This window comes from Alcaligenes faecalis (assembly GCF_002443155.1).
In the GTDB taxonomy this organism is placed as follows: Bacteria; Pseudomonadota; Gammaproteobacteria; order Burkholderiales; family Burkholderiaceae_B; genus Alcaligenes; species Alcaligenes faecalis.
Genome location: NZ_CP023667.1, coordinates 902,789 through 922,504 on the forward strand (window position 1 = coordinate 902,789; position 19,716 = coordinate 922,504).

20 protein-coding genes are annotated in these 19,716 nt (G+C 57.1%); 15 read left to right on the forward strand and 5 right to left on the reverse strand.

The features are described 5' to 3' along the window. Window positions 1–53 precede the first annotated feature (53 nt). Window positions 54–1,718 (reverse strand): Na/Pi cotransporter family protein, encoded by a 1,665-nt coding sequence (locus tag CPY64_RS04140; protein WP_042484247.1) that lies wholly within the window; start codon window positions 1,716–1,718, stop codon window positions 54–56. 60 nt (window positions 1,719–1,778) lie between these two features. Further along, a complete protein-coding gene (locus CPY64_RS04145; RefSeq protein ID WP_042484250.1) occupies window positions 1,779–2,228 on the reverse strand; it encodes a MarR family winged helix-turn-helix transcriptional regulator in 450 nt (149 codons plus the stop codon). Window positions 2,229–2,406: 178 nt separating this feature from the next. Here CPY64_RS04145 and aceE point away from each other — a divergent pair, with 178 nt between their 5' ends. The 3 genes from aceE (at window position 2,407) to CPY64_RS04160 (ending at window position 6,734) form a co-directional block, all read left to right on the forward strand. Beyond that, a complete protein-coding gene (gene aceE, locus CPY64_RS04150) occupies window positions 2,407–5,082 on the forward strand; it encodes a pyruvate dehydrogenase (acetyl-transferring), homodimeric type (protein WP_042484253.1) in 2,676 nt (891 codons plus the stop codon). Between the two features lie 186 nt (window positions 5,083–5,268). Continuing rightward, a complete protein-coding gene (locus tag CPY64_RS04155; protein ID WP_052362932.1) occupies window positions 5,269–6,213 on the forward strand; it encodes an alpha/beta hydrolase in 945 nt (314 codons plus the stop codon). Window positions 6,214–6,275: 62 nt separating this feature from the next. Then, window positions 6,276–6,734 carry a GNAT family N-acetyltransferase gene (locus CPY64_RS04160; RefSeq protein WP_042484257.1) on the forward strand — a complete coding sequence of 153 codons (459 nt, stop codon included), beginning with the start codon at window positions 6,276–6,278 and terminating at the stop codon, window positions 6,732–6,734. A gap of 238 nt (window positions 6,735–6,972) precedes the next feature. Here CPY64_RS04160 and htpX read toward each other — a convergent pair whose 3' ends face one another. Next, entirely contained in the window at window positions 6,973–7,854 is an 882-nt protein-coding gene (gene htpX, locus CPY64_RS04165; RefSeq protein ID WP_026484332.1) for a protease HtpX, read from the reverse strand. Here htpX and CPY64_RS19245 point away from each other — a divergent pair. From CPY64_RS19245 to CPY64_RS04220, 12 genes are all read left to right on the forward strand, one after another. Further along, entirely contained in the window at window positions 7,853–7,987 is a 135-nt protein-coding gene (locus CPY64_RS19245) for a hypothetical protein (protein ID WP_255209290.1), read from the forward strand. The genes htpX and CPY64_RS19245 overlap by 2 nt on opposite strands. Before the next feature lie 112 nt (window positions 7,988–8,099). Beyond that, the gene (locus tag CPY64_RS04170) at window positions 8,100–9,008 is read left to right on the forward strand and encodes a DMT family transporter (RefSeq protein ID WP_080723741.1); all 909 of its coding nucleotides are present in this window, start codon (window positions 8,100–8,102) and stop codon (window positions 9,006–9,008) included. Further along, complete coding sequence (locus tag CPY64_RS04175; protein ID WP_042484265.1) at window positions 9,001–9,852, forward strand: sulfurtransferase; 852 nt, start codon at window positions 9,001–9,003, stop codon at window positions 9,850–9,852. Before CPY64_RS04170 ends, CPY64_RS04175 begins: the two co-directional genes overlap by 8 nt. Window positions 9,853–10,033: 181 nt before the next feature. Then, on the forward strand, window positions 10,034–10,300 hold the full coding sequence (locus CPY64_RS04180) for an exodeoxyribonuclease VII small subunit (protein ID WP_003802451.1): 267 nt from the start codon (window positions 10,034–10,036) through the stop codon (window positions 10,298–10,300). A 1-nt stretch (window position 10,301) separates the two neighbouring features. After that, the gene (locus CPY64_RS04185; protein ID WP_080723742.1) at window positions 10,302–11,210 is read left to right on the forward strand and encodes a polyprenyl synthetase family protein; all 909 of its coding nucleotides are present in this window, start codon (window positions 10,302–10,304) and stop codon (window positions 11,208–11,210) included. A 113-nt stretch (window positions 11,211–11,323) separates the two neighbouring features. Next, window positions 11,324–13,189, forward strand: coding sequence for a 1-deoxy-D-xylulose-5-phosphate synthase (gene dxs, locus CPY64_RS04190; protein WP_042484274.1), 1,866 nt, complete (start codon window positions 11,324–11,326; stop codon window positions 13,187–13,189). 149 nt (window positions 13,190–13,338) lie between these two features. Further along, complete coding sequence (folE2, locus tag CPY64_RS04195) at window positions 13,339–14,142, forward strand: GTP cyclohydrolase FolE2 (protein WP_042484276.1); 804 nt, start codon at window positions 13,339–13,341, stop codon at window positions 14,140–14,142. Window positions 14,143–14,285: 143 nt separating this feature from the next. Then, entirely contained in the window at window positions 14,286–14,684 is a 399-nt protein-coding gene (gene rpsF, locus CPY64_RS04200; RefSeq protein ID WP_026484337.1) for a 30S ribosomal protein S6, read from the forward strand. 13 nt (window positions 14,685–14,697) lie between these two features. Beyond that, window positions 14,698–15,015, forward strand: a complete 318-nt coding sequence (gene priB / locus CPY64_RS04205) for a primosomal replication protein N (protein ID WP_026484338.1) — start codon at window positions 14,698–14,700, stop codon at window positions 15,013–15,015. Window positions 15,016–15,104: 89 nt separating this feature from the next. Next, entirely contained in the window at window positions 15,105–15,377 is a 273-nt protein-coding gene (gene rpsR, locus CPY64_RS04210) for a 30S ribosomal protein S18 (RefSeq protein WP_003802444.1), read from the forward strand. An 18-nt stretch (window positions 15,378–15,395) separates the two neighbouring features. Further along, window positions 15,396–15,851 carry a 50S ribosomal protein L9 gene (gene rplI, locus CPY64_RS04215; protein ID WP_042484281.1) on the forward strand — a complete coding sequence of 152 codons (456 nt, stop codon included), beginning with the start codon at window positions 15,396–15,398 and terminating at the stop codon, window positions 15,849–15,851. Between the two features lie 274 nt (window positions 15,852–16,125). Beyond that, window positions 16,126–17,496: a replicative DNA helicase gene (locus tag CPY64_RS04220; RefSeq protein WP_009457570.1), complete on the forward strand. Its 1,371-nt coding sequence runs from the start codon at window positions 16,126–16,128 to the stop codon at window positions 17,494–17,496. A gap of 145 nt (window positions 17,497–17,641) precedes the next feature. Here the strand turns inward: CPY64_RS04220 and CPY64_RS04225 are convergent, their stop codons facing one another. Continuing rightward, window positions 17,642–18,613, reverse strand: a complete 972-nt coding sequence (locus CPY64_RS04225; RefSeq protein WP_096917374.1) for a bile acid:sodium symporter family protein — start codon at window positions 18,611–18,613, stop codon at window positions 17,642–17,644. Then, complete coding sequence (pdxA, locus tag CPY64_RS04230) at window positions 18,610–19,602, reverse strand: 4-hydroxythreonine-4-phosphate dehydrogenase PdxA (RefSeq protein WP_086046089.1); 993 nt, start codon at window positions 19,600–19,602, stop codon at window positions 18,610–18,612. The genes CPY64_RS04225 and pdxA overlap by 4 nt, the downstream gene beginning before the upstream one ends. Window positions 19,603–19,716: the final 114 nt, after the last annotated feature.

The window sequence follows — 19,716 nt, forward strand, 5'->3', positions numbered from 1 at the left end:
TTTCCTTTTTAAGCAGCAGAACGGCTTGTTTTAACCGCCCGGCTGCAGTCTGTTTATTCCTCGTTGGAGCGTACCCGGTTGGGCAGCAACTCGTCGTGCTTGGCCAGAATGGGATAGGCGGCGGCGCTGACCAGATAGGAGTTGATGGTGCGCACGTCACGCAAAATCTCCAGGTACAAGGAACCCTGCTCAGCAGAGTCCAGCTGACCGGCCTTGATCTTGCGAATATGGCGGTCTGCGGCAGCCACTTCCAGCTCGCGGAAGAAGTCTTTTTCAAAGGCCAGATAGCGGGCGGTTTTCACGTCCTCGGCCACGAACAGAGCGGCAGCCTGACGCTGATTGCGAATCAGCCTGTCCATGACCTTGCCGATCTCGGCCTGTTCTTCCGATTGCAGTATCCAGCCTTGCTTGCGCAGCTTGGCCGTGTGACTGAGCAAACCATTGACGCTGATCGTGGCGGCGTGCGAGATATTGGTGGAGAAAGTCAGAATGTCGTTCAGACGACGGGTATCTTTCTTGCTCAGGTTTTCCTGGTCCATGCTGGCCAGGTAAGTGGTGATCAGCGGCTCCAGCCGGTTGACAGCATTGCTGATATAGCGCGCGTGGTTGATGCTTTGGGCGCTATTGTTCAGCATGTTCTGGCGGGCCGTATCCAGGATCTCCTGCAGCATATCGGACAGACGCAGCGCTTCCCGAGCCGCATTGCCCAAGGCGACGGCAGGCACTTCCTGTGCGGACTGATCCAGATACAAGGGCAGGCCAGGATCATCCGGATCGGTGCGACGAGGCAGGTAACGGCTCAGCAGGCGCGAATAGGGTTTGAGCAAAGGCAGGAACAGCGCTGCCACGGCCAGGTTGAAGAAGGTGTGGAAGTTGGCCACAGCACGGGCCGGGTCGTCGGTGAACCAGCTCATCAGATCCGGAATCCAGGGCAGCACGATCATGCCAATCAGGCAGCCAAACACACGTGTGCCCAAGTTGCCGATGGGCAGGCGTTTGTTGGCTGGGTCCTTGGTGCTACCAGCCCCTTCCAGAATCGGGTTGATGGCCGTGCCCACGTTGGCACCCAGCACCAGCGCATAGGTCAGCTGTGGGTCCATATGCTGATGGCTGGCCAGCGAGATGATCAGCACCACAATGGCCACGCTGGAGTGCGCGGCCCAGGTTAGCAGGGCGGCCAGCAACATGCCTGTCATGGGGCTGCCTGCCAGTGCTTCTAGAATGGTTTGCAGTAGTGGGGCGTCCTGAATGGGCGAGAACAGACCCACCAGTTCATGCAAGGACAGCAGCAAAAGGCCCAGACCAATAAAGACGCGGCCCAGATCGCGACGGCGTCCAGGCTCTTGCGAGCGAAATAGCCAGACACCCAGAAGAATCAGGGCGGGGGCCAGCGCGGTCATCTTGAAGGACAGCAGTTGCACGATCAGCGTCGTGCCCACATTGGCGCCCAACATGGCGGCCAGGGCCGGAACCAGGGCAACCATGCCGGTGGCGGCAAAGCTGGTAATCATCAGTCCGGTGGCGGTACTGCTTTGAATGGCAGCAGTAATGGCCGCACCCGCAAAAAAGGCGCGACGGGGGCGGCCCAGGGCATGGCCCATCCAGACGCCCAGCTCAGCACCAAAGGCGCGTTGCACACCGCTTTGCACCATGTGGATACCCCACAGGAGCAAGGCGATATAACCCCCGAAATCGAGAAGTGCGAAGATTTCTTTCATTGCTAAATAATAGCCCAGCGCATCTTGCAAGCGTGAGTCTCAGCTTGCAGTTGGACACATTCAGGTGTTGGGAGTTTGCCGCGCCTGTCGGGCAGCCAGATCCAGACCTTTTGCAAACTGTGCTTGTTCCTGGTCGGAAAAGGCCGACAGGAACAGCTCCTGCACCGCGCTCTGGTAGACCTGCCACATTTGTTTGCGCAAGGCCCGGCCTTCATCTGTGATGCGGGCAAAAGCGGCCCGGCCATCTTCAGAAGAACGGCTGCGCTGGACCAGACCTTGCGCTTCCAGCCGGTCAACCAGTCGTGTCAGGTTATAGCGCTCTATGACCAGCCGGTCGGCCAGTTCATGCATGCGGCGGGTGCCTTCCGGCCCGGTTTCCAACCCCCACAACACGTCGTACCAGGCATAAGGCGGCAGCTTCTCGGCAGCCAGTCTGCGTTCGATTTCTTTCAGGATGCTGCGGTGCGCCCGCACAAAGGAAAACCACAGATCAGTATCGGAGCGACTCATCGTTCTTTCCCCCAGGAGTTTATTTTTTAGTTGCAAATGCAATTATACGTGGATAAGATGCGCTACATAAAGTAGTTGCAATTGCAATCGTATGGGTGAGGGTCTGTCCTGCCCTGCGTCTTGTTCAGGCCGTGAGGACGCCACGTGGCGAATCCGGCCTATCCACCTGGAGATTGTTATGAATCACGCTTTGCAGATCGCGGATGTGGACCCGCAAGAGACGACCGAGTGGCTTGATGCCCTGGAATCGGTCACCGCGGCAGAAGGGCGCTCCCGTGCCCATTATTTGATTGACCAATTGCTGGATTTCGATGCGCGTCATCATGGCGACCTGTACACGCGCGTGACTACCTCGTATGTGAATACCATCCCCGTGCATCAGCAAACCCCGTACCCGGGTGACAAGGAACTGGAGCGCAAGCTCAATGCCTATGTGCGCTGGAATGCCATGATCATGGTGCTGCGTGCTGGTCGGCATTCCAATGTGGGCGGGCACATTGCCACCTATCAGTCTGCGGCGGTCTTGTACGACGTGGGCTTTGATCATTTTTTCCGGGGCCGTACAGAAAGCTTTGACGGTGATCTGGTCTATATACAGGGCCACTCCGCCCCCGGCATTTATGGTCGTGCTTATGTAGAAGGGCGCCTGGACGATGAGCAGATGGACAACTTCCGTCGTGAGGCCGGACGTCGTGGCCTGCCGTCTTACCCGCACCCACGTTTGATGCCCGAGTTCTGGCAGTTTCCCACCGTGTCCATGGGTCTGGGGCCATTGATGGCTGCTTATCAGGCTCGCTACATGCGCTACCTGGATTTCCGGGGCCTGAAGCCTATGGATGGCCGCAAGGTCTGGGCCTTTCTGGGTGATGGTGAGATGGATCAGGCCGAGGCCCTGTCCGCCATTGCTGTGGGTGGCCGAGAGAAGCTGGACAACCTGATCTTCGTGGTCAACTGCAATTTGCAGCGGCTGGATGGCCCTGTGCGTGGCAATAGCAAAGTCATTCAGGAGCTGGAAGCGACCTTCCGTGCCGCAGGCTGGAATGTCATCAAGGTGATTTGGGGCGCAGGCTGGGATGATCTGCTGGCCAAAGATAAAACCGGCTTGCTGCGTAAACGCATGATGGAGTGCGTGGACGGGGATTATCAGACCTTCAAATCGCAAAGTGGCGCTTATGTGCGCGAGCACTTCTTTGGCAAGTATCCCGAACTGCTGGAACTGGTGGCGGATTTGTCGGACGAGGATATCTGGGCTCTGGCTCGTGGTGGTCACGATCCCGACAAGGTCTACGCTGCTTATGCGCAAGCTGCGCGTAACCCTCAGGGTGGGCCAACCGCGATTCTGGTGAAAACCGTGAAAGGCTTTGGCATGGGCGAGGCCGGTGAAGGCCAGAATATCAATCACCAGCTCAAGAAAATGAGCGCCGATGCCGTGCGTGCCTTCCGGGATCGTTTCCAGCTCCCCGTGACGGATGAACAACTGGAAGAGCTGCCTTATCTGCGTCCGGAGCCAGGCAGCCCGGAAGCCTTGTACTTGCAGCAGCGTCGTGCGGCCTTGGGTGGCTTTGTGCCATTCCGCAGAACCTCTGTCCCGGCCTTGGCGGTGCCCGCCTTGGACAGTTTTGCGGCCCAGCTGAAAGGGACAGGGGAGCGTGGTCTGTCCACGACCATGGCTTTTGTGCGTATCTTGAGCACCTTGTTGAAAGACCCGGTGCTGGGCAAATTGATTGTGCCCATCGTGCCGGATGAGTCGCGCACCTTTGGGATGGAAGGTCTGTTCCGCCAGATTGGTATCCACTCTTATTTAGGGCAGTTGTACACGCCGCAGGATGCCGGCCAGCTGAGCTATTACAAAGAGGCCAAGGATGGGCAGATCTTGCAGGAAGGCCTGAATGAGTCCGGGGCAATCTCCTCCTGGATTGCGGCAGGTACGGCCTACAGCAATCACGGTGTTCCCACGATTCCGCTCTTTATTTTCTACTCCATGTTCGGTTTTCAGCGAGTGGGGGACTTTATCTGGGCTGCGGCGGATGCACGGACACGGGGTTTCCTGTTTGGCGCAACCTCGGGCCGGACCACCTTGATGGGCGAAGGTTTGCAGCATGACGATGGTCATAGCCATGTGCTCTCCAGCGTGGTGCCTAGCTGCCGCTCTTACGACCCCACCTTCTCCTATGAGCTGGCCGTGATCATGCAGGATGGTATCCGTCGCATGTATCAGGATCAGGAGGACGTGTTCTATTACATTACCGTGCTCAACGAAAACTACCCGCATCCCGAGATGCCCGACGGCGTGGAGCAGGGCATTATCAAAGGGCTGTATCTCTTGCAGGCTGGACCGCAGCACAAAGCCAAGGCCCCGCGTGTGCAGTTGTTGGGCAGTGGCTCGATCCTGATGGAAGTGCTGGCTGCCGCGCAATTGCTGCAAGACGACTTTGGCGTGGCCAGCGATGTCTGGAGTGCGCCCAGCCTGAACGAGCTGCGTCGTGATGGTCTGGACACCGAGCGCTGGAACACCTTGCATCCGGAAAGCGAGCCGCGCATTCCTTATGTGCAGTCTTGCCTGGAAGGGCACGCAGGCCCGATTGTGGTCGCAACGGACTATATGAAGATTGTGGGGGAGCAGATTCGACCCTTCCTGCCAGAGCGTCGTTTGCTGGCGTTGGGTACGGACGGTTTTGGGCGTTCCGACACACGTGCGTCGCTGCGCGAGTTCTTTGAGGTGGATAGGCATTTCATCTTGGTCTCGGCCTTGAAAGCCTTGGCTGATGAAGGTTCGGTGCCGCGTTCCTTGGTCAGTGAGGCCTTGCAGCGCTATCAAATCAACCCCGAGAAGACCAATCCCATGAAGCCTTGAGTCTTACCAGTCCGGTCGTCTTTTTGGGCAAACGGCGACCGGCGGCGGGACACCAGTCAGCAAGGGGTGCGATGGCCTGCTGTCTCCCCTGGTCAGGTCAGCCCTTTGCTGGCTGGTCCCTTTTTTATGGCGGTGGGCGCGCCATTTTCTCCATCAAATCTTCATCATTCTGTGCCACAGTACGGCATGGATTACTCAATTTCTTTGGCTCGCCTGGTGGGCCTTGCTGTCTTGGCTAGCTTGGGCGGTCAGGCCCATGCTCAGGTCCAGTCTCATGAGTTGGCGCGTGCAGATGGCAGCACCATCCATTATTATGTCCAGCCTGCTGTCGCTCCCCAGGACGGCGTGCATGAACTGCTTCTGATTGTGCAAGGCTCGGACTGCAATAGCGTGGCACACAAGAAGATTGTCTGGGAAACCCTGGCCAAAGCCCGCCCGCAAGCCCAGGTGCTGGCCGTAGAAAAGTATGCGCTGACAGCGGCTTTGCCCGCCAGCGATGACCCCGAGCGCAGCGACTGCCCGACAGACTATATTCAGCACGACAATCCCCAGCAGCGTGTGGCCGATCTTGAGGCAGTTTTAAAACAGCTGCAAAGCCAGACTCGCTATGACCAGCTCTTTGCCTTGGGGGGGAGCGAAGGGGCGGTCATCGTCCATCTGCTGGCGGCCCGGACCCCTTATCTGGATGCCGCCGTCAGCTTTAATGGTGGCGGGCGCTGGTTCCAGGATGATGTGCTCTATAGCGTGTCGGTGGAGGAGATGCCGGCTGCTGACAAGCAAGCCATGCTGGATGGGTTGGGTGGTTTTCTGAAGCAGGCCAAGGCTGGTCTGGATACCGAGATGAGTCAGCATGGCCGGGACTGGTGGCAGCAAATGCTGAACCTGGATCAGGCTGATGTACTGCGACAAATTGGTATTCCAACGCTGGTGATCCAGTCCGGGCGCGATGCCTCGGTCTCGCCGCAAGCGGCTGCCGAGATGCTGGTTCAGGTTGATAACCCACATCTGGTGTGGCGCACCTATCCCGATCTGGACCACGGCATGAATCAGCCCGACGGCAGCTCGGCCATGCCACAGGTGGTGGGGGATATTGCCCAGTGGCTCAATCAGTTCAAGCGCGGCACCCCTTAAGTCTTTTTTATGGTCGATAAGGTGATGATTTGTCGTCCGCGTTCCTTTTATTGGAGTAGTCAATGAGCAAGACAATCTTGCGCGCTGCGGTGCCTGAAGATGCCCGCGAATGCCTGCGTATTCGGGGGCTGACCCGCGAGAATGCCTTTTCCGAGCAGGACCTAGCGGCCTTGGGGATTACCGCCGAAAGCTGGGCCGCCGGTATCGAGGATGGCAGTTGCCCCGGCTATGTCGCCCTGGTCGATGAGCAGATGGCTGGCTATTGCTTTGGTGATAGCGAGAGCGGCGAGATCATGGTGCTGGCGCTATTGCCTGAATACGAAAGCCTGGGTTTGGGCCGCCGTTTGCTGGAACAGATGGTGCAGGATTTGCAGGCGCGTGGTTTTACGCGCCTGTTCCTGGCCTGTAATAGCGATCCTCAGGTGCGTTCCTATGGTTTCTATCGTCATTTGGGCGGGACCGAAAGTGGCCAGCGTGATGAGTTCGGTGACGATATTTTGGAATATCACTTTGCAGATTAAGTTTGGAGCTGTCTGTGACCGCCTATGGCGGGTTTCTAGCGCAGGAAGTGCTGGAGCCTCGGGGCGTGTACCACGAGATCCATCTGAATGACTGGAGCAAGGCGGCGTCGAGTCGGCACAGGATGATCGTCCGACAGCCGATACGTTAACTTTGCGCCAAGGTAAAAAAAAACGCCCCAAAAGCACAAAGGCTTTTGGGGTGTTTTGTTGGGATGTGCCGTTCAGGCTGCCGGTGCTCTTAGACTGACTGGGCGTTTTGCAAAGCCTGGATACGTGCCGCGATAGGGGGGTGGGAAGCGAAGATCGCGCTGATCGAACGACCACCCGAAATACCGGAGGCTTCAAAGTTCTTGGGCAGTTCGCCAGGAGCCATGCCACCCAGGCGGGCCAGAGCATGGATCATGGGCTGACGCGAACCCAGCAGCTGGGCGGAGCCGGCATCGGCACGGTACTCACGCTGACGCGAGAACCAGGCCACGATGATGGAGGCCAGCACGCCAAAAATCAGCTCAAACACAAAAACCGAGGCGTAGTAACCCATGCCCACATCGCGATCATTACGCAGCAGCACGCGGTCCACAAAGTAGCCGGCCAGACGGGCCAGGAAGATCACGAAGGTGTTCACCACACCCTGGATCAAGGTCAGGGTCACCATATCGCCATTGGCGATGTGAGCGACCTCGTGGCCCAGCACGGCCATGACTTCTTCTTCGGTCATGCCGCGCAGCAAGCCGGTGGACACGGCGACCAGCGCATCATTCTTGAACGCACCGGTGGCAAAGGCATTGGGCTCGCCTTCGTAAATGGCTACTTCCGGGCGGCCAATACCGGCGCGGTCGGCCAGTTGATGCACGGTATCTACCAGCCAGGCTTCTTCGGCGTTGGCGGGAGCGTTCGGGTCAATGACGCGAGCATTCACGCTTTGCTTGGCCATCCATTTGCTCATCAGCAAGGAAATGATGGCGCCGGTAAAACCGACCAAAGCCGAGAAAATCAGCAATTGAGTCAGGTCCAGACCTTGCGCGTTCAGGTAACGTCCCACACCCAAAATATTCATGGAGGCGCTGAGCACCAGCATGACGGCCAAGTTGGTTATTAAGAAAAGGACAATTCGTTTCATGAATGCGGATTCCGGTATGACAGAAGAAATCGTGATCGTGGAAACACGATCTGCGCGAATTTTAGCCTTGATTCCAGGCGGGACAATCAAAGATTCAGCTTTTAGTCAGCTTTTGGACAAGATAGTTTCTTGAGCTGTCTTTCATGCTGTTGTGTAAGTGGTCTGGATATGGGGTTACCGGGCCACTTTTACAAGGTGGGGAGTATAGTAATGGCTTTCCCTTATTACTGATTTGGTCTGATCACATGCAGTCATTGTGGATGCTGGTAGCCTGCGCCATGTTTGCCATTATGGGGGCCTGTGTCAAAGTGTCCGCCGATGCGGGCGCATCGATGGCGCAAATCGTTTTGTTCCGGGGTGTGCCCTCAGTACTTCTTCTGGTGTTCTGGGCCAAGAGCCGTGGTTTACGGCTGGCTCCTCAAAGCTGGAAACTGCATATCCGACGTAATGTCTCCGGGGTCAGTTCCATGTGGCTGGGTTTTCTGGCTCTGGCCAATCTGCCTTTGTCGACAGCCGTCAGCCTGAACTACACCGCTCCCTTGTTTATTGCTTTCTGGATGCTTGCCTGGGGTGGCACCCAGCGTGATCCCGTGCGTCTGATTGCGGTACTGCTGGGCTTTATGGGCGTGATCGGTGTCTTGCGCCCCAGCATTACGCCTGACCAATGGTGGGCGGCGATGCTGGGCCTGTGTGCCGGTGCCTTGAGCGCGGTGGCCATGATGCAGGTACGCGCGCTGGGGCGTTCGGGCGAGCCTGAGTGGCGCACCGTGCTGCTGTTTTCCTGTTTTGTTGTCTGTTCCAGTCTGGTTGGCCTTTTGTGGGAAGGCTGGCGTGAGCTAAGCTGGCGCGCCTGGCTGGCCTTGCTGGGGGTAGGCTTGTCCGGCTTGTTCGGGCAGCTGACCATGACGCGTGCTTTTGGATTGGGCTCGGCCCTGTTGACCGCAGCCTTGCAATACACCACCATTATTTTCGCCGCCCTGATTGGCATTGCTTTCTGGGGCGATGTGCCGGACTGGTTAGCCTGGGCTGGCATGGCATTGATTATTGGGTCTGGTCTGTTGTCGGCCTGGCGTACCTACAGCGAGGATCGTATCTTGCGAGGTCAGGCCACGGCAGCGGAGCAGGCACCCGTCAAGGAGGCAGAACGTGTTTGAATTTCTGGTTAGCGCAGAACAAGTCCAGGCCAATCTGGATAACTCGGAGTGGTTGATTCTGGATGTACGCCATGATTTGGCCGACCATCAGGCAGGACGACGCGCTTATGAGCAGGGGCATATTCCGGGCGCGGTGTTCCTGGATCACGAGGTCGATCTGGCAGCTCCCAAGACGGGTCTGAATGGTCGTCATCCTTTGCCCAGCCGTCAGGAGCTGGCGCAGCTTTTGCAGCAAAACGGCTTGCGTGATGGCATGCAGGTCGTGGTCTACGATGCTCAGGGTTCCTTGTTTGCCAGCCATATGTGGTGGATGCTGCGCTGGCTGGGGCATCCCCAGGTCGCCATTCTGGATGGTGGCTGGCAGGCCTGGCAGCAATTGGGCGGAGCCGAAGAAAGCGGCTCGGCCAAGCCTGTACCAGCGGCTGCTAAGTTGAGCGTGCCTGAGCAGGCTGCCATGCCTACTGTGCAGACCGAGCAGGTACTGAAAAACCTGTCCAAACCTATTTTCACTGTGCTGGATGCGCGCGCCGCAGAACGATATCGCGGTGATGTGGAACCGATGGACCCGGTCGCAGGTCATATCCCCGATGCGCTTAACCGTTCGCACCTGAATAATCTGGGCGAACAAGGGCGTTTCAAACCCGCCGAGCAATTGCGTCAGGAGTTTCAAGACTTGCTGGGCTCGATTTCGGCAGAGATGGTTGTGCATCAGTGCGGTTCGGGTATTACAGCCTGTCACAATCTTTTTGCCATGGAATTGGCCGGTTTATCTGGTTCCAGCATCTACCCCGGCTCCTGGAGTGAATGGGTCAGTGATGCCAGCCGGCCTGTTGCGCGCAGCTAGGTTGCTGACTCGTCCTCGTGGTGCTGAAAAAGCCGCCTCAGGGCGGCTTTTTTTACCGCTTTATCCTGGTACGGACTCTCTATCCTGTTTGTAGGCTACCGCCTGACGCAGGCTCCCGTACAATGCCACTTCCAATTGGGCCTCGGCTAGTCCGAACAGCCCTCATTGATCAGGAATAGTTATGGTTAAATCTCGCGATGATAATCAAAGCGCCCAGGCGCCAGCCCAGCAGGATTTCGAGTCCGCCCTGGCGCAACTGGAAGCGTTGGTCGCTCGCATGGAAAGCGGGGCATTGCCGCTGGAGCAGGCTTTGCAGGCTTACGAGCAGGGCGTGGAGTTAGCCCAATTGTGTCAGCGCAAGCTGGACCTTGCACAAGAACAAGTCAGCGTATTGCAAGGCAATCTGCTGCGCCCCTTGTCCGGGGATGAAGCTGTTGGAGATAGTTAAGATGAGTTCTACCAGTTTTTCTGATTGGCTGCAGGCCCGGGTTGAGCAAACTGAGACCGTACTGGAACAGTTGTTGCCCCCTGTCAGTCAGGAACCCGCTCGTTTGCACGAAGCCATGCGCTACTCCGTGCTGGGTGGTGGCAAGCGCGTGCGCGCCGCTTTGGTCTACGCCGCCGGTGAGGCCGCCTTGCAAGGCAAGCCCATGGCGGCTGCCCAACTGAAAGCCTTGGAGCTGGCAGCGGCGGCGGTGGAATTGATTCACGCCTACTCGCTGGTTCACGACGATTTGCCGTGCATGGACGACGACAAATTGCGTCGTGGTCGCCCGACCACCCATGTTCAGTTTGATGAAGCCTGCGCCATGCTGGCTGGCGATGCCTTGCAACCGTTGGCCTTTGAGCTGCTGGCACAAATGCCAATTGCCCCTGCCTTGATTGTGCAAGCCATTACCCAATTGGCTCAGGCTGCAGGCAGTGCCGGCATGGCCGGTGGCCAGGCTATTGATTGTGAAAGTGTGGGCATTGCTCTGGATCGCGATCAGTTGCAAGAGATGCACAGCATGAAAACCGGCGCCATGTTGCAGGCCAGCGTTTTGCTGGGTGGTATCGTGGCGGGGGCGTCCTCTACCGTGCGTAATGGTTTGGAGGAGTACGCCCAGGCAGTCGGTCTGGCCTTCCAGGTCGTGGACGACATTCTGGATGTGACAGCCGATACCGCCACGCTGGGCAAGACCGCTGGTAAAGATGCGGCCGACAACAAACCCACCTATGTTTCCATCCTGGGTATGGACGGATCGCGCGAGTTGCTCGGTGCGTTGAACGAGCAGGCTCAGCTGGCTTTGCGCCCCTTGGGACCTGCCGCTGCGCGACTGACGCAACTGGCTGACTACATCGTGGGTCGCAATCATTAAGCGACGTGGGCCTGTGCTACTTTGGCACAGGCCGCGAAGCGTTTTACAATAGCCGATTGGCGATTGTTTTTAGACAGTCGTTTCACTTATTTGCCCGGATAGACGTCTTTAGTATGACAACCGTTTCCCTAGAGCAGATCCAGTCTCCCGCCGACTTGCGCCAGCTTGATCAACGTGATCTTCCCGAGCTGGCACGACAACTGCGCGAGTTTGTTCTGCAATCCGTATCCAAAACCGGTGGGCATTTGTCGTCCAATCTGGGCACGGTTGAATTGACCACCGCCTTGCACTATGTGTTCGAGACTCCCCACGACCGTATCGTATGGGACGTGGGCCACCAGTCCTATCCGCACAAGATTCTGACTGGCCGCCGCGATCAGATGGGTAGCTTGCGTCAGCAAGATGGCATTTCCGGTTTTCCCAAGCGCTCCGAGTCCGAGTATGACGACTTTGGTACCGCGCATTCCTCGACTTCAATTTCTGCCGTATTGGGCATGGCAGTGGCCTCGCGCAATGCCGGGATCGAGCGTCAGCACATTGCCGTGATCGGTGATGGCGCGATGACGGCCGGTATGGCGTTTGAGGCCCTGAACAATGCCGGTGTCACTCCGGATGTGAATGTGCTGGTGGTGCTGAACGACAACGACATGTCAATCTCCCCACCTGTGGGGGCTCTGAATCATTATCTGGCTCGCCTGATGTCGGGCCGATTCTATGCCGCTGCCAAGAATGTAGGCCGTACTGTCTTGCAGCATGTCCCGCCAGTTCTGGAACTGGCGCGCAAGTTTGAAGGCCATGCCAAGGGGATTCTGTCTCCGGCCACGTTGTTTGAAGAGCTGGGCTTTAACTACGTAGGCCCGATTGATGGCCACGATCTGGATGCGCTGGTCTCTACCTTGAGCAATCTGCGTGATCTGGGTGGTTTGCAGTTCCTGCATGTGGTTACCCGTAAAGGGCAGGGCTACAAGCTGGCTGAAGCCGACCCGGTGCTCTACCACGGTCCTGGCAAATTCGATCCCTCAGTGGGGCTGGTTACGCCTACGACCAAGCCGCGTCCTACCTTTACACAGATCTTCGGTCAGTGGCTGTGCGATATGGCCAGGCAGGATGAGCGCCTGTACGGTATTACCCCTGCCATGCGTGAAGGCAGTGGCATGGTGGAGTTCGAGCAACAATTCCCCCGTCGTTATTTTGATGTGGGCATTGCCGAGCAGCACGCCGTGACCTTTGCCGGTGGTTTGGCCTGTGAAGGGCAAAAGCCGGTGGTGGCGATTTACTCCACTTTCCTGCAGCGCGGCTACGATCAGCTGATTCACGACGTGGCCCTGCAGAATCTGGATGTCACGTTTGCGCTGGATCGCGCGGGTATTGTGGGCGCCGACGGGGCAACGCATGCCGGTAATTACGACATTGCCTTTTTGCGCTGCATTCCGAACATGGTGGTGGCCACGCCTTCGGACGAAAACGAAACCCGCTTGTTGCTGACCTGTTGTTATCAGCACCCAGGGCCCAGCTCGGTGCGCTATCCGCGCGGAGCCGGCATCGGTGCTGCCGTCGATCAGGAGCTCCATACCGTGCCGCTGGGAAAGGCCAATCTGCGTCGTCAGGGCAAGAACCTGGCTATTCTGGCTTTTGGTCCCGTCTTGCACGAGGCCCTGAAAGCGGCCGAGGTTCTGGACGCTACCGTGGTGGACATGCGTTTTGTGAAACCCATGGACGAAGCCTTGCTGCAAGAGCTGGCACAAAGCCATCAGGCTTTTGTGACAGTGGAAGAAGGCTGTTTGATGGGTGGTGCAGGCAGCGCGGTACTGGAGTTTGTCAGCCGTGATGCGCTGGTGATGCCCGTGCTGCAACTGGGCTACCCCGACGAGTTCATCGACCACGGTGATCAGAAGAAAATTGCGCAGGATCTGGGTCTGGATGCCGCCGGCATCGAGCGTTCGATTCGTGAGCGTTTCTCAAGTTTGCTTGAGGCGTGAGGCAATTTCTGCACAGTTTAGGGTTTAAATACCCCAATATGCGTGTTCTTGTTAAGGTTATCGAACCTCGCTTGCGATAAGCGTAAGATAATAATTCATTATTGTTTTTATTTACGGTTGCGGCTCTGTCGTAGCTGAACCTGATGGATATGAATACAGTGTCGGAATCGCCTTTGGCCATGCCAGATGTGCAAAGCAGCATGGATACACGCCGTGTTGCGATTCAGCGCGTGGGTGTGCGCGGGGTGCGGCATCCGATGATGCTGGACCTGCAAGGGCAGGCCGTGCCCACCGTGGCGCAATGGGAGTTGACGGTGGCCTTGCCGCCCGAAGAAAAAGGCACCCATATGTCGCGTTTTGTGGCTTTGCTGGAAGAGTACCGCCGTCAAGCCATGACGCCCGCCGGTTTTGTGCAGATGGCTCAGGCCATGCTGCCTTTGCTCAATGCCGGGCGTGGCGACATGACAGCCACCTTCCCCGTTTTCCTGGAAAAAGTGGCGCCCGTATCGGGTGTGGCCAGCCTGATGGATTACACCGTCAGCTGGACAGCACGTGTCGGTGTGGATGCCCAGCCTGAATTTGAATTGTCCGTGCTGGTTCCCGTCACCAGCCTGTGCCCGTGCTCCAAGGCCATTTCGGAGTACGGTGCCCATAATCAACGCTCGCACGTCACGGTGCAGGCCGTATTTGCCGATCCGGCGGCGCTGGATTTGCCCACGCTGATCAAGTCGGTTGAAGAGCAGGCGTCCTGCCAACTGTGGGGCTTGCTTAAGCGCACTGACGAAAAATACGTCACTGAATACGCTTACGACAATCCCAAGTTTGTCGAAGACCTGGTGCGTGATGTGGCCGTCAGCGTGCGCAGCCTGCCCGGAGTGTTGCGTTATAGCATCGAAGCCGAGAATTTTGAGTCGATTCATAATCACTCTGCCTACGCAAGCGTGCAGGGCTAAGGCTTTTGGCTTGTCAGCCAGCCTTTCTTGGTGCTAGTATCTATGGTTTCTTGCTCGACCCGGATTGAATGGGCGGGCTGTCGCGCTTGGTGCCTGACTGGTTTTACAGCAGGTAGTAGGCGATATCCACAAGGAGTTGTTCCATGCGTCACTACGAAGTAGTGTTCATTGTGCATCCCGATCAAAGCGAGCAAGTGCCCGCCATGATCGAGCGCTATTCGGCGATTGTTACTTCCGAAGGCGGTGCTATTCATCGTCTGGAAGACTGGGGCCGCCGTCAACTGGCTTACCCAATCCAGAAACTGGTCAAGGCTCACTACGTGTGCCTGAACATCGAATGCGGTCAGTCCACTCTGGACGAACTGGAGCATTCCTTCCGCTACAACGACGCTATCTTGCGTTACCTCGTCGCTGGCACGAAGAAAGCCCCTGAAGGCGCTTCGGTCATGATGAAGTCCGTCGAACGCGAAGAAGCACGTAAAGCAAGTACTGAAGCCAGCGCTCCTGCAGCGGCTGAAGCTGAAGCTCAAGCTGAAGAGTAATAGCTCCGACTGCGTGAACCAGTTCTCTCTTGCCGGTCAGCTTATCGACATCAAGCCTTTGCGTTATACGCCGGCGGGTGTCCCAGCTCTGGAATTGGTCCTGGAACACGAATCTTCCGTAATGGAAGCCGGTCACTCCCGGCAAATCGTTTTGACGATGCAGGTAGTGGCTCTGGGAAATAATGCATTGGGTCTGGCAGATACTCCTTTGGGAGCCCGTTTGCAACTACAAGGTTTTATTGCCCCCGCCCGTAAAGGCTCGACGCGACTGGTGCTGCATGTGCAGCAATATCAGCGTCACTTTCCGGGACAAGGCTCTGTTACGGTTTGACTGGTCTGGCTCGATCGTCGCGAAGTGTTCAACACCTCGCTTCACACTGAATTCTTCCGGGTATAGCCCGGTTACTAACGAGGCACAAAATGGCTTTCCGTAGAGGCAAAGACAAAAAACGCAAATTTGCACAACAGAACCCACTGTTCAAGCGCCGCAAATTCTGCCGCTTCACCGTCGCTGGCGTTGAAGAAATTGATTACAAAGATCTGGACACCCTGCGTGATTTCATCCAGGAAAATGGCAAGATCATCCCTGCACGTTTGACGGGCACCAAAGCTCACTACCAGCGTCAGCTGGACACCGCTGTCAAGCGCGCTCGTTTCCTGGCTCTGTTGCCGTACACCGACAACCACAAATAATCCAGAGGAACCTTAGTCATGCAAGTTATTTTGCTCGAAAAAGTCGCCAACCTGGGTAATCTGGGTGACGTTGTGCGCGTACGTGATGGTTACGCCCGTAATTTCCTGCTGCCACGCAAAGTTGCCCGCCGTGCTACGGCTGCTGCTCTGCAAGAGTTCGAAGCACGTCGTGCCGAACTGGAAAAGCTGCAAGCTGAAAAGCTGGCTGCTGCTCAGGCTCAAAACGAAAAGCTGAACGGCCAAACTTTCACTCTGGTTCAAAAAGCCGGCGTGGACGGTCGTCTGTTCGGTTCCGTGACCACCATGGACATCGCCAATGCATTGCAAAATGCTGGCTTTGCCGACCTGGTCAAGACTCAGGTTCGTCTGCCCGACGGTCACCTGAAAGCCGTTGGCGAGTACCCCGTTCAGGTTGTTCTGCACCCTGACGTGATCGCTGAAATCAACGTTGTGGTTCAAGGCGACGTAGCCTAAGACTAGTGCGTTGACGCATGGTACATTCTTTCATGGAGTGTATCTGCCAAGCTCAAAAAAGCCGGTGCAAGCCGGCTTTTTTGTTTTCTCTTCATTCTGTTCGAAGAGAGCCAGCACGCCTGCCGCGTGACTGTGCTGCCGCATCCGGTCCTGTCAGCCAAACATACTGTTGAGCCTGACTGTTCTGACCCCAGATACACAGACTGTTCAAGCCCGCACAACACATACTGTTGGCTGCGGCGTCGATTTTTTTCCTTGATTTGAAGGTATATGCATGGAAAGCAAGTCAGCCAAATCCGATTCAACGCTGGATTACCTTAGGGTCCCGCCTCATTCCATTGAGGCGGAGCAGTCGGTGCTCGGTGGCTTGTTGCTCGATAATGCCGCGTTTGACCGGGTGGCCGATATTGTCACCGACGAGGATTTTTATCGTTTTGATCACAAGCTGATCTGGCAACACATTACCCGCTTGATTGGCTTGGCCCGTCCTGCCGACGTGGTCACGGTGTTTGAGTCCCTGTCGGTTGCAGGCAAGCAGGAAGAGGTGGGCGGCCTGGCGTATCTGAATGCGCTGGCCCACAATACGCCATCGGCGGCCAACATTCGTCGCTACGCCGAAATCGTGCGCGAGCGTTCCACGCTGCGCAAGCTGGTCACCGTTGCTGATGATATTTCTTCAGCGGCGTTCAACCCCCAGGGCAAGGAAGCCCGCCAGATTCTGGACGAAGCGGAAACCCGTGTGTTTCAGATCGCTCAGGAAGGGGCGCGCGGCTCGCAGGGCTTTCTGGAAATCCAGCCACTGCTAAGCCAGGTGGTGGAACGTATTGACGAGCTGTATCACCGTGAAGGCGACTCGGAAGTCACCGGTGTGCCGACTGGCTTTATTGACCTGGACAAGATGACTTCAGGCTTGCAGCCAGGCGACCTGGTGATTGTGGCGGGTCGTCCTTCCATGGGTAAAACCTCGTTCTCCATGAATATTGGCGAACACGTGGCTATTGCCCAGGGCCTGCCCGTTGCCGTGTTCTCCATGGAAATGGGTGCGGTGCAGCTGGCCATGCGTATGGTGGGTTCGGTTGGTTTGCTGGACCAGCACCGCATGCGTACCGGCAAGCTGACTGCCGACGATTGGCCGCGCCTGACGCATGCCGTGCAGCAGGTGCAGGAAGCCCAGATTTACATTGATGAAACGCCCGGCCTGTCTTCTATGGAAGTGCGCGCGCGAGCTCGACGACTGGCACGGCAGTGTGGCCAGCTAGGCTTGATCATCATCGACTACTTGCAGCTGATGTCTTCAAGCGGTGGCGAGAACCGGGCAACAGAGATTTCTGAAATCAGTCGTTCTTTGAAGGGACTGGCCAAAGAGCTGAACTGCCCCTTGATCGCCTTGTCGCAGCTGAACCGAAGTCTGGAACAACGCCCCAACAAACGTCCTGTAATGAGTGACTTGCGTGAATCGGGGGCTATTGAGCAGGATGCTGACTTGATCTTGTTTATTTACCGAGACGAGGTCTACAACCCAGATTCGCCCGATAAAGGCACGGCTGAAATCATTATTGGTAAGCAGCGTAACGGTCCGATTGGTTCGGTTCGTCTGACCTTTGCTGGCGCCAGTACGCGCTTTCTGGATTACATGCCGAATTAAGAAGCACAGTGGCTGCTTCAGTGTGCAGGCGGTCGAGTCTGTTGAGCAGATATCAGGACAAAAAAAGAGGCATACCGCGGTATGCCTCTTTTTTATTCATTGTTCAGTCTGTATGGGCAGCTACGCAAGGTGGCTTGCCGTTCTCTTAGTGTTCACTGCGAGCAGCCAGTCTTTTCGCCAGCCATGCACACACCAGTAGCTGCCACTGGTGAAACAGCATGATCGGCAAGATGATAGGCCCCACCATGGCACTGGGGAAAATCACGTTGGCAATCGGGATGCCGCTGCTCAGGCTTTTATTGGAACCACACATCAGCAGGCTGACACGGTCCTCAAAGGAAAAGCCCAGCCAGCGCCCCAGGTTCCAGGCCAGCACTTGCGCCAAGGTCAGCAGAACGGCGTTGGACAGCACAATCAGTCCCAAGGCACTCAATGGGGTGGAGGACCACAGGCCGCCCACCACCGCGCCTGAAAAGGCCGTATACACCACCAGCAGAATCGATCCCTGATCCACGACTTTCAGCAGTTGCTGGCGCTTCATGACCCAGGCCCCGATCACGGGACGCAGCAGATGCCCGAAGACAAAGGGGAAAAACAGTTGCAGCATGATTTTCCCCACCGCTTCCAGCGACACCGTGGCCTGGGCGCTGGTGGCACCAGCCAGCATGATGCCAACCAGCAGAGGCGTGATGAACACACCCAGCAGGGTGGAGGCAGAGGCGCTGCAAATGGACACCGGCACATTGCCTCTAGCCATTGCGGTCAGCGCCACTGCAGACTGCACGGTGCTGGGCAGGCAGGCCAGAAACAGGATTCCCAGGTACAGATTGTCGGTTAGCCAGGGACGCAGCACGGCGGCCACGCCACTGCCTAGAATCGGGAAGAGCAAGAAGGTGACGGACAGAATCAGCAGGTGCAAGCGCCAGTGAGACAAGCCGCCCCAAATGGCCTCTCGTGACAGACGAGCACCATGCAGAAAGAACAGCAGGGCAATCGCAATCTGGGTGATGTGTTGAAACAGTGGCACGCCCCAACCTTGGGCGGGCAGCAGACTGGCAAGTGCAACCGTGGCAAACAGCTTCAGCAAAAACGGGTCAATCGGTAAGCGCTTGATCATGCTTGATGCGCGCTCATGGAAAGAGCCATACGGTAGGCATAGCCCAGGGAGGAGGCATCAGCCTTGCCCTGTCCGGCAATGTCGTACGCGGTGCCGTGGTCGACACTGGTGCGGATAAAAGGCAAGCCAACTGTCACGTTCACGCCTTCGTCCAGACCCAGCAGCTTGATGGGAATCAGCCCCTGGTCATGGTATTGGGCCACCACAATATCGAACTCTCCCTGACGAGCCCGCATGAAAATCGTATCGCCGGGCCAAGGGCCGCTGGCCTGGATGCCTTCAGCGCAGGCTTGTTCAATAGCCGGGGTGATCTGTTCTATATCTTCCAAACCAAATTTGCCGCCTTCACCCGCGTGGGGGTTCAGGCCCGCGACGGCCACACGGGGCTTGGCGATTCCGGCCTGGGTGCAGGCCAGTTGTGCCAGTCGTATGGTTTGCAGCACGCGCTCTGTAGTAATCAGGGAAGGGACACGGGCTAGCGGTTCGTGAATGGTGACCAGAAGGGAGCGCAAATGCTCGTTGGCCAGCATCATGGCGTAGTGCTCGGTGTGGCTGCGCTCGGCCAGAATCTCGGTATGGCCGGGGGCATCGATACCGCCTTTTTGCATGGCCAGCTTGTTCAGCGGGGCAGTGACGATGGCACGGATCAGGCCAGCCTGGGCATCATCAATGGCGTGGCACAGGTATTCGTAGGCACCGCGTCCGGCCAGGGCGTGAACTTCGCCATAGGGCAGGTCTTCGGGTAGGGCTTGCCAGCGATTCAGTACCGCAATTACCCCTTTGGGCGTGCAAACGGGCTGCTCCACTTCCTCGACGTGCCAGTCTTGAGCGGCACCAATCAGTGCCAGGGCACGGCGCAGTGCGCCGGCATCACCATAAACCACGGCAGGGTGGGGCAAGCCTTCAACAATCAGGCGGGCAATAATTTCCGGGCCTATGCCAGCGGCATCGCCCATGGTAAGCCCGATGGGCTGTGCGGTACGTTTCATAGCAGTCATTAAAAAATCCCCCACGCTGCGTCCTTGCTGTGCGTGCGCGCTTTGACGCAGCCTGGCGGTAAAAAAAAACCGGGTCCAGGACCCGGTTTGAGTGAGTAGAGATTC

What these genes read in the sequence shown, in the direction of transcription:
- CPY64_RS04155 (WP_052362932.1), top strand. Translation starts at nt 5,269, where the DNA reads ATGGATTACTCAATTTCTTTGGCTCGCCTGGTGGGCCTTGCTGTCTTG.
- rplI (WP_042484281.1), top strand. Translation starts at nt 15,396, where the DNA reads ATGCAAGTTATTTTGCTCGAAAAAGTCGCCAACCTGGGTAATCTGGGT.
- htpX (WP_026484332.1), bottom strand. Translation starts at nt 7,854, where the DNA reads ATGAAACGAATTGTCCTTTTCTTAATAACCAACTTGGCCGTCATGCTG.
- folE2 (WP_042484276.1), top strand. Translation starts at nt 13,339, where the DNA reads ATGAATACAGTGTCGGAATCGCCTTTGGCCATGCCAGATGTGCAAAGC.
- rpsR (WP_003802444.1), top strand. Translation starts at nt 15,105, where the DNA reads ATGGCTTTCCGTAGAGGCAAAGACAAAAAACGCAAATTTGCACAACAG.
- pdxA (WP_086046089.1), bottom strand. Translation starts at nt 19,602, where the DNA reads ATGAAACGTACCGCACAGCCCATCGGGCTTACCATGGGCGATGCCGCT.
- CPY64_RS04225 (WP_096917374.1), bottom strand. Translation starts at nt 18,613, where the DNA reads ATGATCAAGCGCTTACCGATTGACCCGTTTTTGCTGAAGCTGTTTGCC.
- CPY64_RS04185 (WP_080723742.1), top strand. Translation starts at nt 10,302, where the DNA reads ATGAGTTCTACCAGTTTTTCTGATTGGCTGCAGGCCCGGGTTGAGCAA.
- CPY64_RS19245 (WP_255209290.1), top strand. Translation starts at nt 7,853, where the DNA reads ATGAATGCGGATTCCGGTATGACAGAAGAAATCGTGATCGTGGAAACA.
- aceE (WP_042484253.1), top strand. Translation starts at nt 2,407, where the DNA reads ATGAATCACGCTTTGCAGATCGCGGATGTGGACCCGCAAGAGACGACC.
- CPY64_RS04145 (WP_042484250.1), bottom strand. Translation starts at nt 2,228, where the DNA reads ATGAGTCGCTCCGATACTGATCTGTGGTTTTCCTTTGTGCGGGCGCAC.
- rpsF (WP_026484337.1), top strand. Translation starts at nt 14,286, where the DNA reads ATGCGTCACTACGAAGTAGTGTTCATTGTGCATCCCGATCAAAGCGAG.
- CPY64_RS04180 (WP_003802451.1), top strand. Translation starts at nt 10,034, where the DNA reads ATGGTTAAATCTCGCGATGATAATCAAAGCGCCCAGGCGCCAGCCCAG.
- CPY64_RS04140 (WP_042484247.1), bottom strand. Translation starts at nt 1,718, where the DNA reads ATGAAAGAAATCTTCGCACTTCTCGATTTCGGGGGTTATATCGCCTTG.
- dxs (WP_042484274.1), top strand. Translation starts at nt 11,324, where the DNA reads ATGACAACCGTTTCCCTAGAGCAGATCCAGTCTCCCGCCGACTTGCGC.
- CPY64_RS04170 (WP_080723741.1), top strand. Translation starts at nt 8,100, where the DNA reads ATGCAGTCATTGTGGATGCTGGTAGCCTGCGCCATGTTTGCCATTATG.
- CPY64_RS04160 (WP_042484257.1), top strand. Translation starts at nt 6,276, where the DNA reads ATGAGCAAGACAATCTTGCGCGCTGCGGTGCCTGAAGATGCCCGCGAA.
- CPY64_RS04220 (WP_009457570.1), top strand. Translation starts at nt 16,126, where the DNA reads ATGGAAAGCAAGTCAGCCAAATCCGATTCAACGCTGGATTACCTTAGG.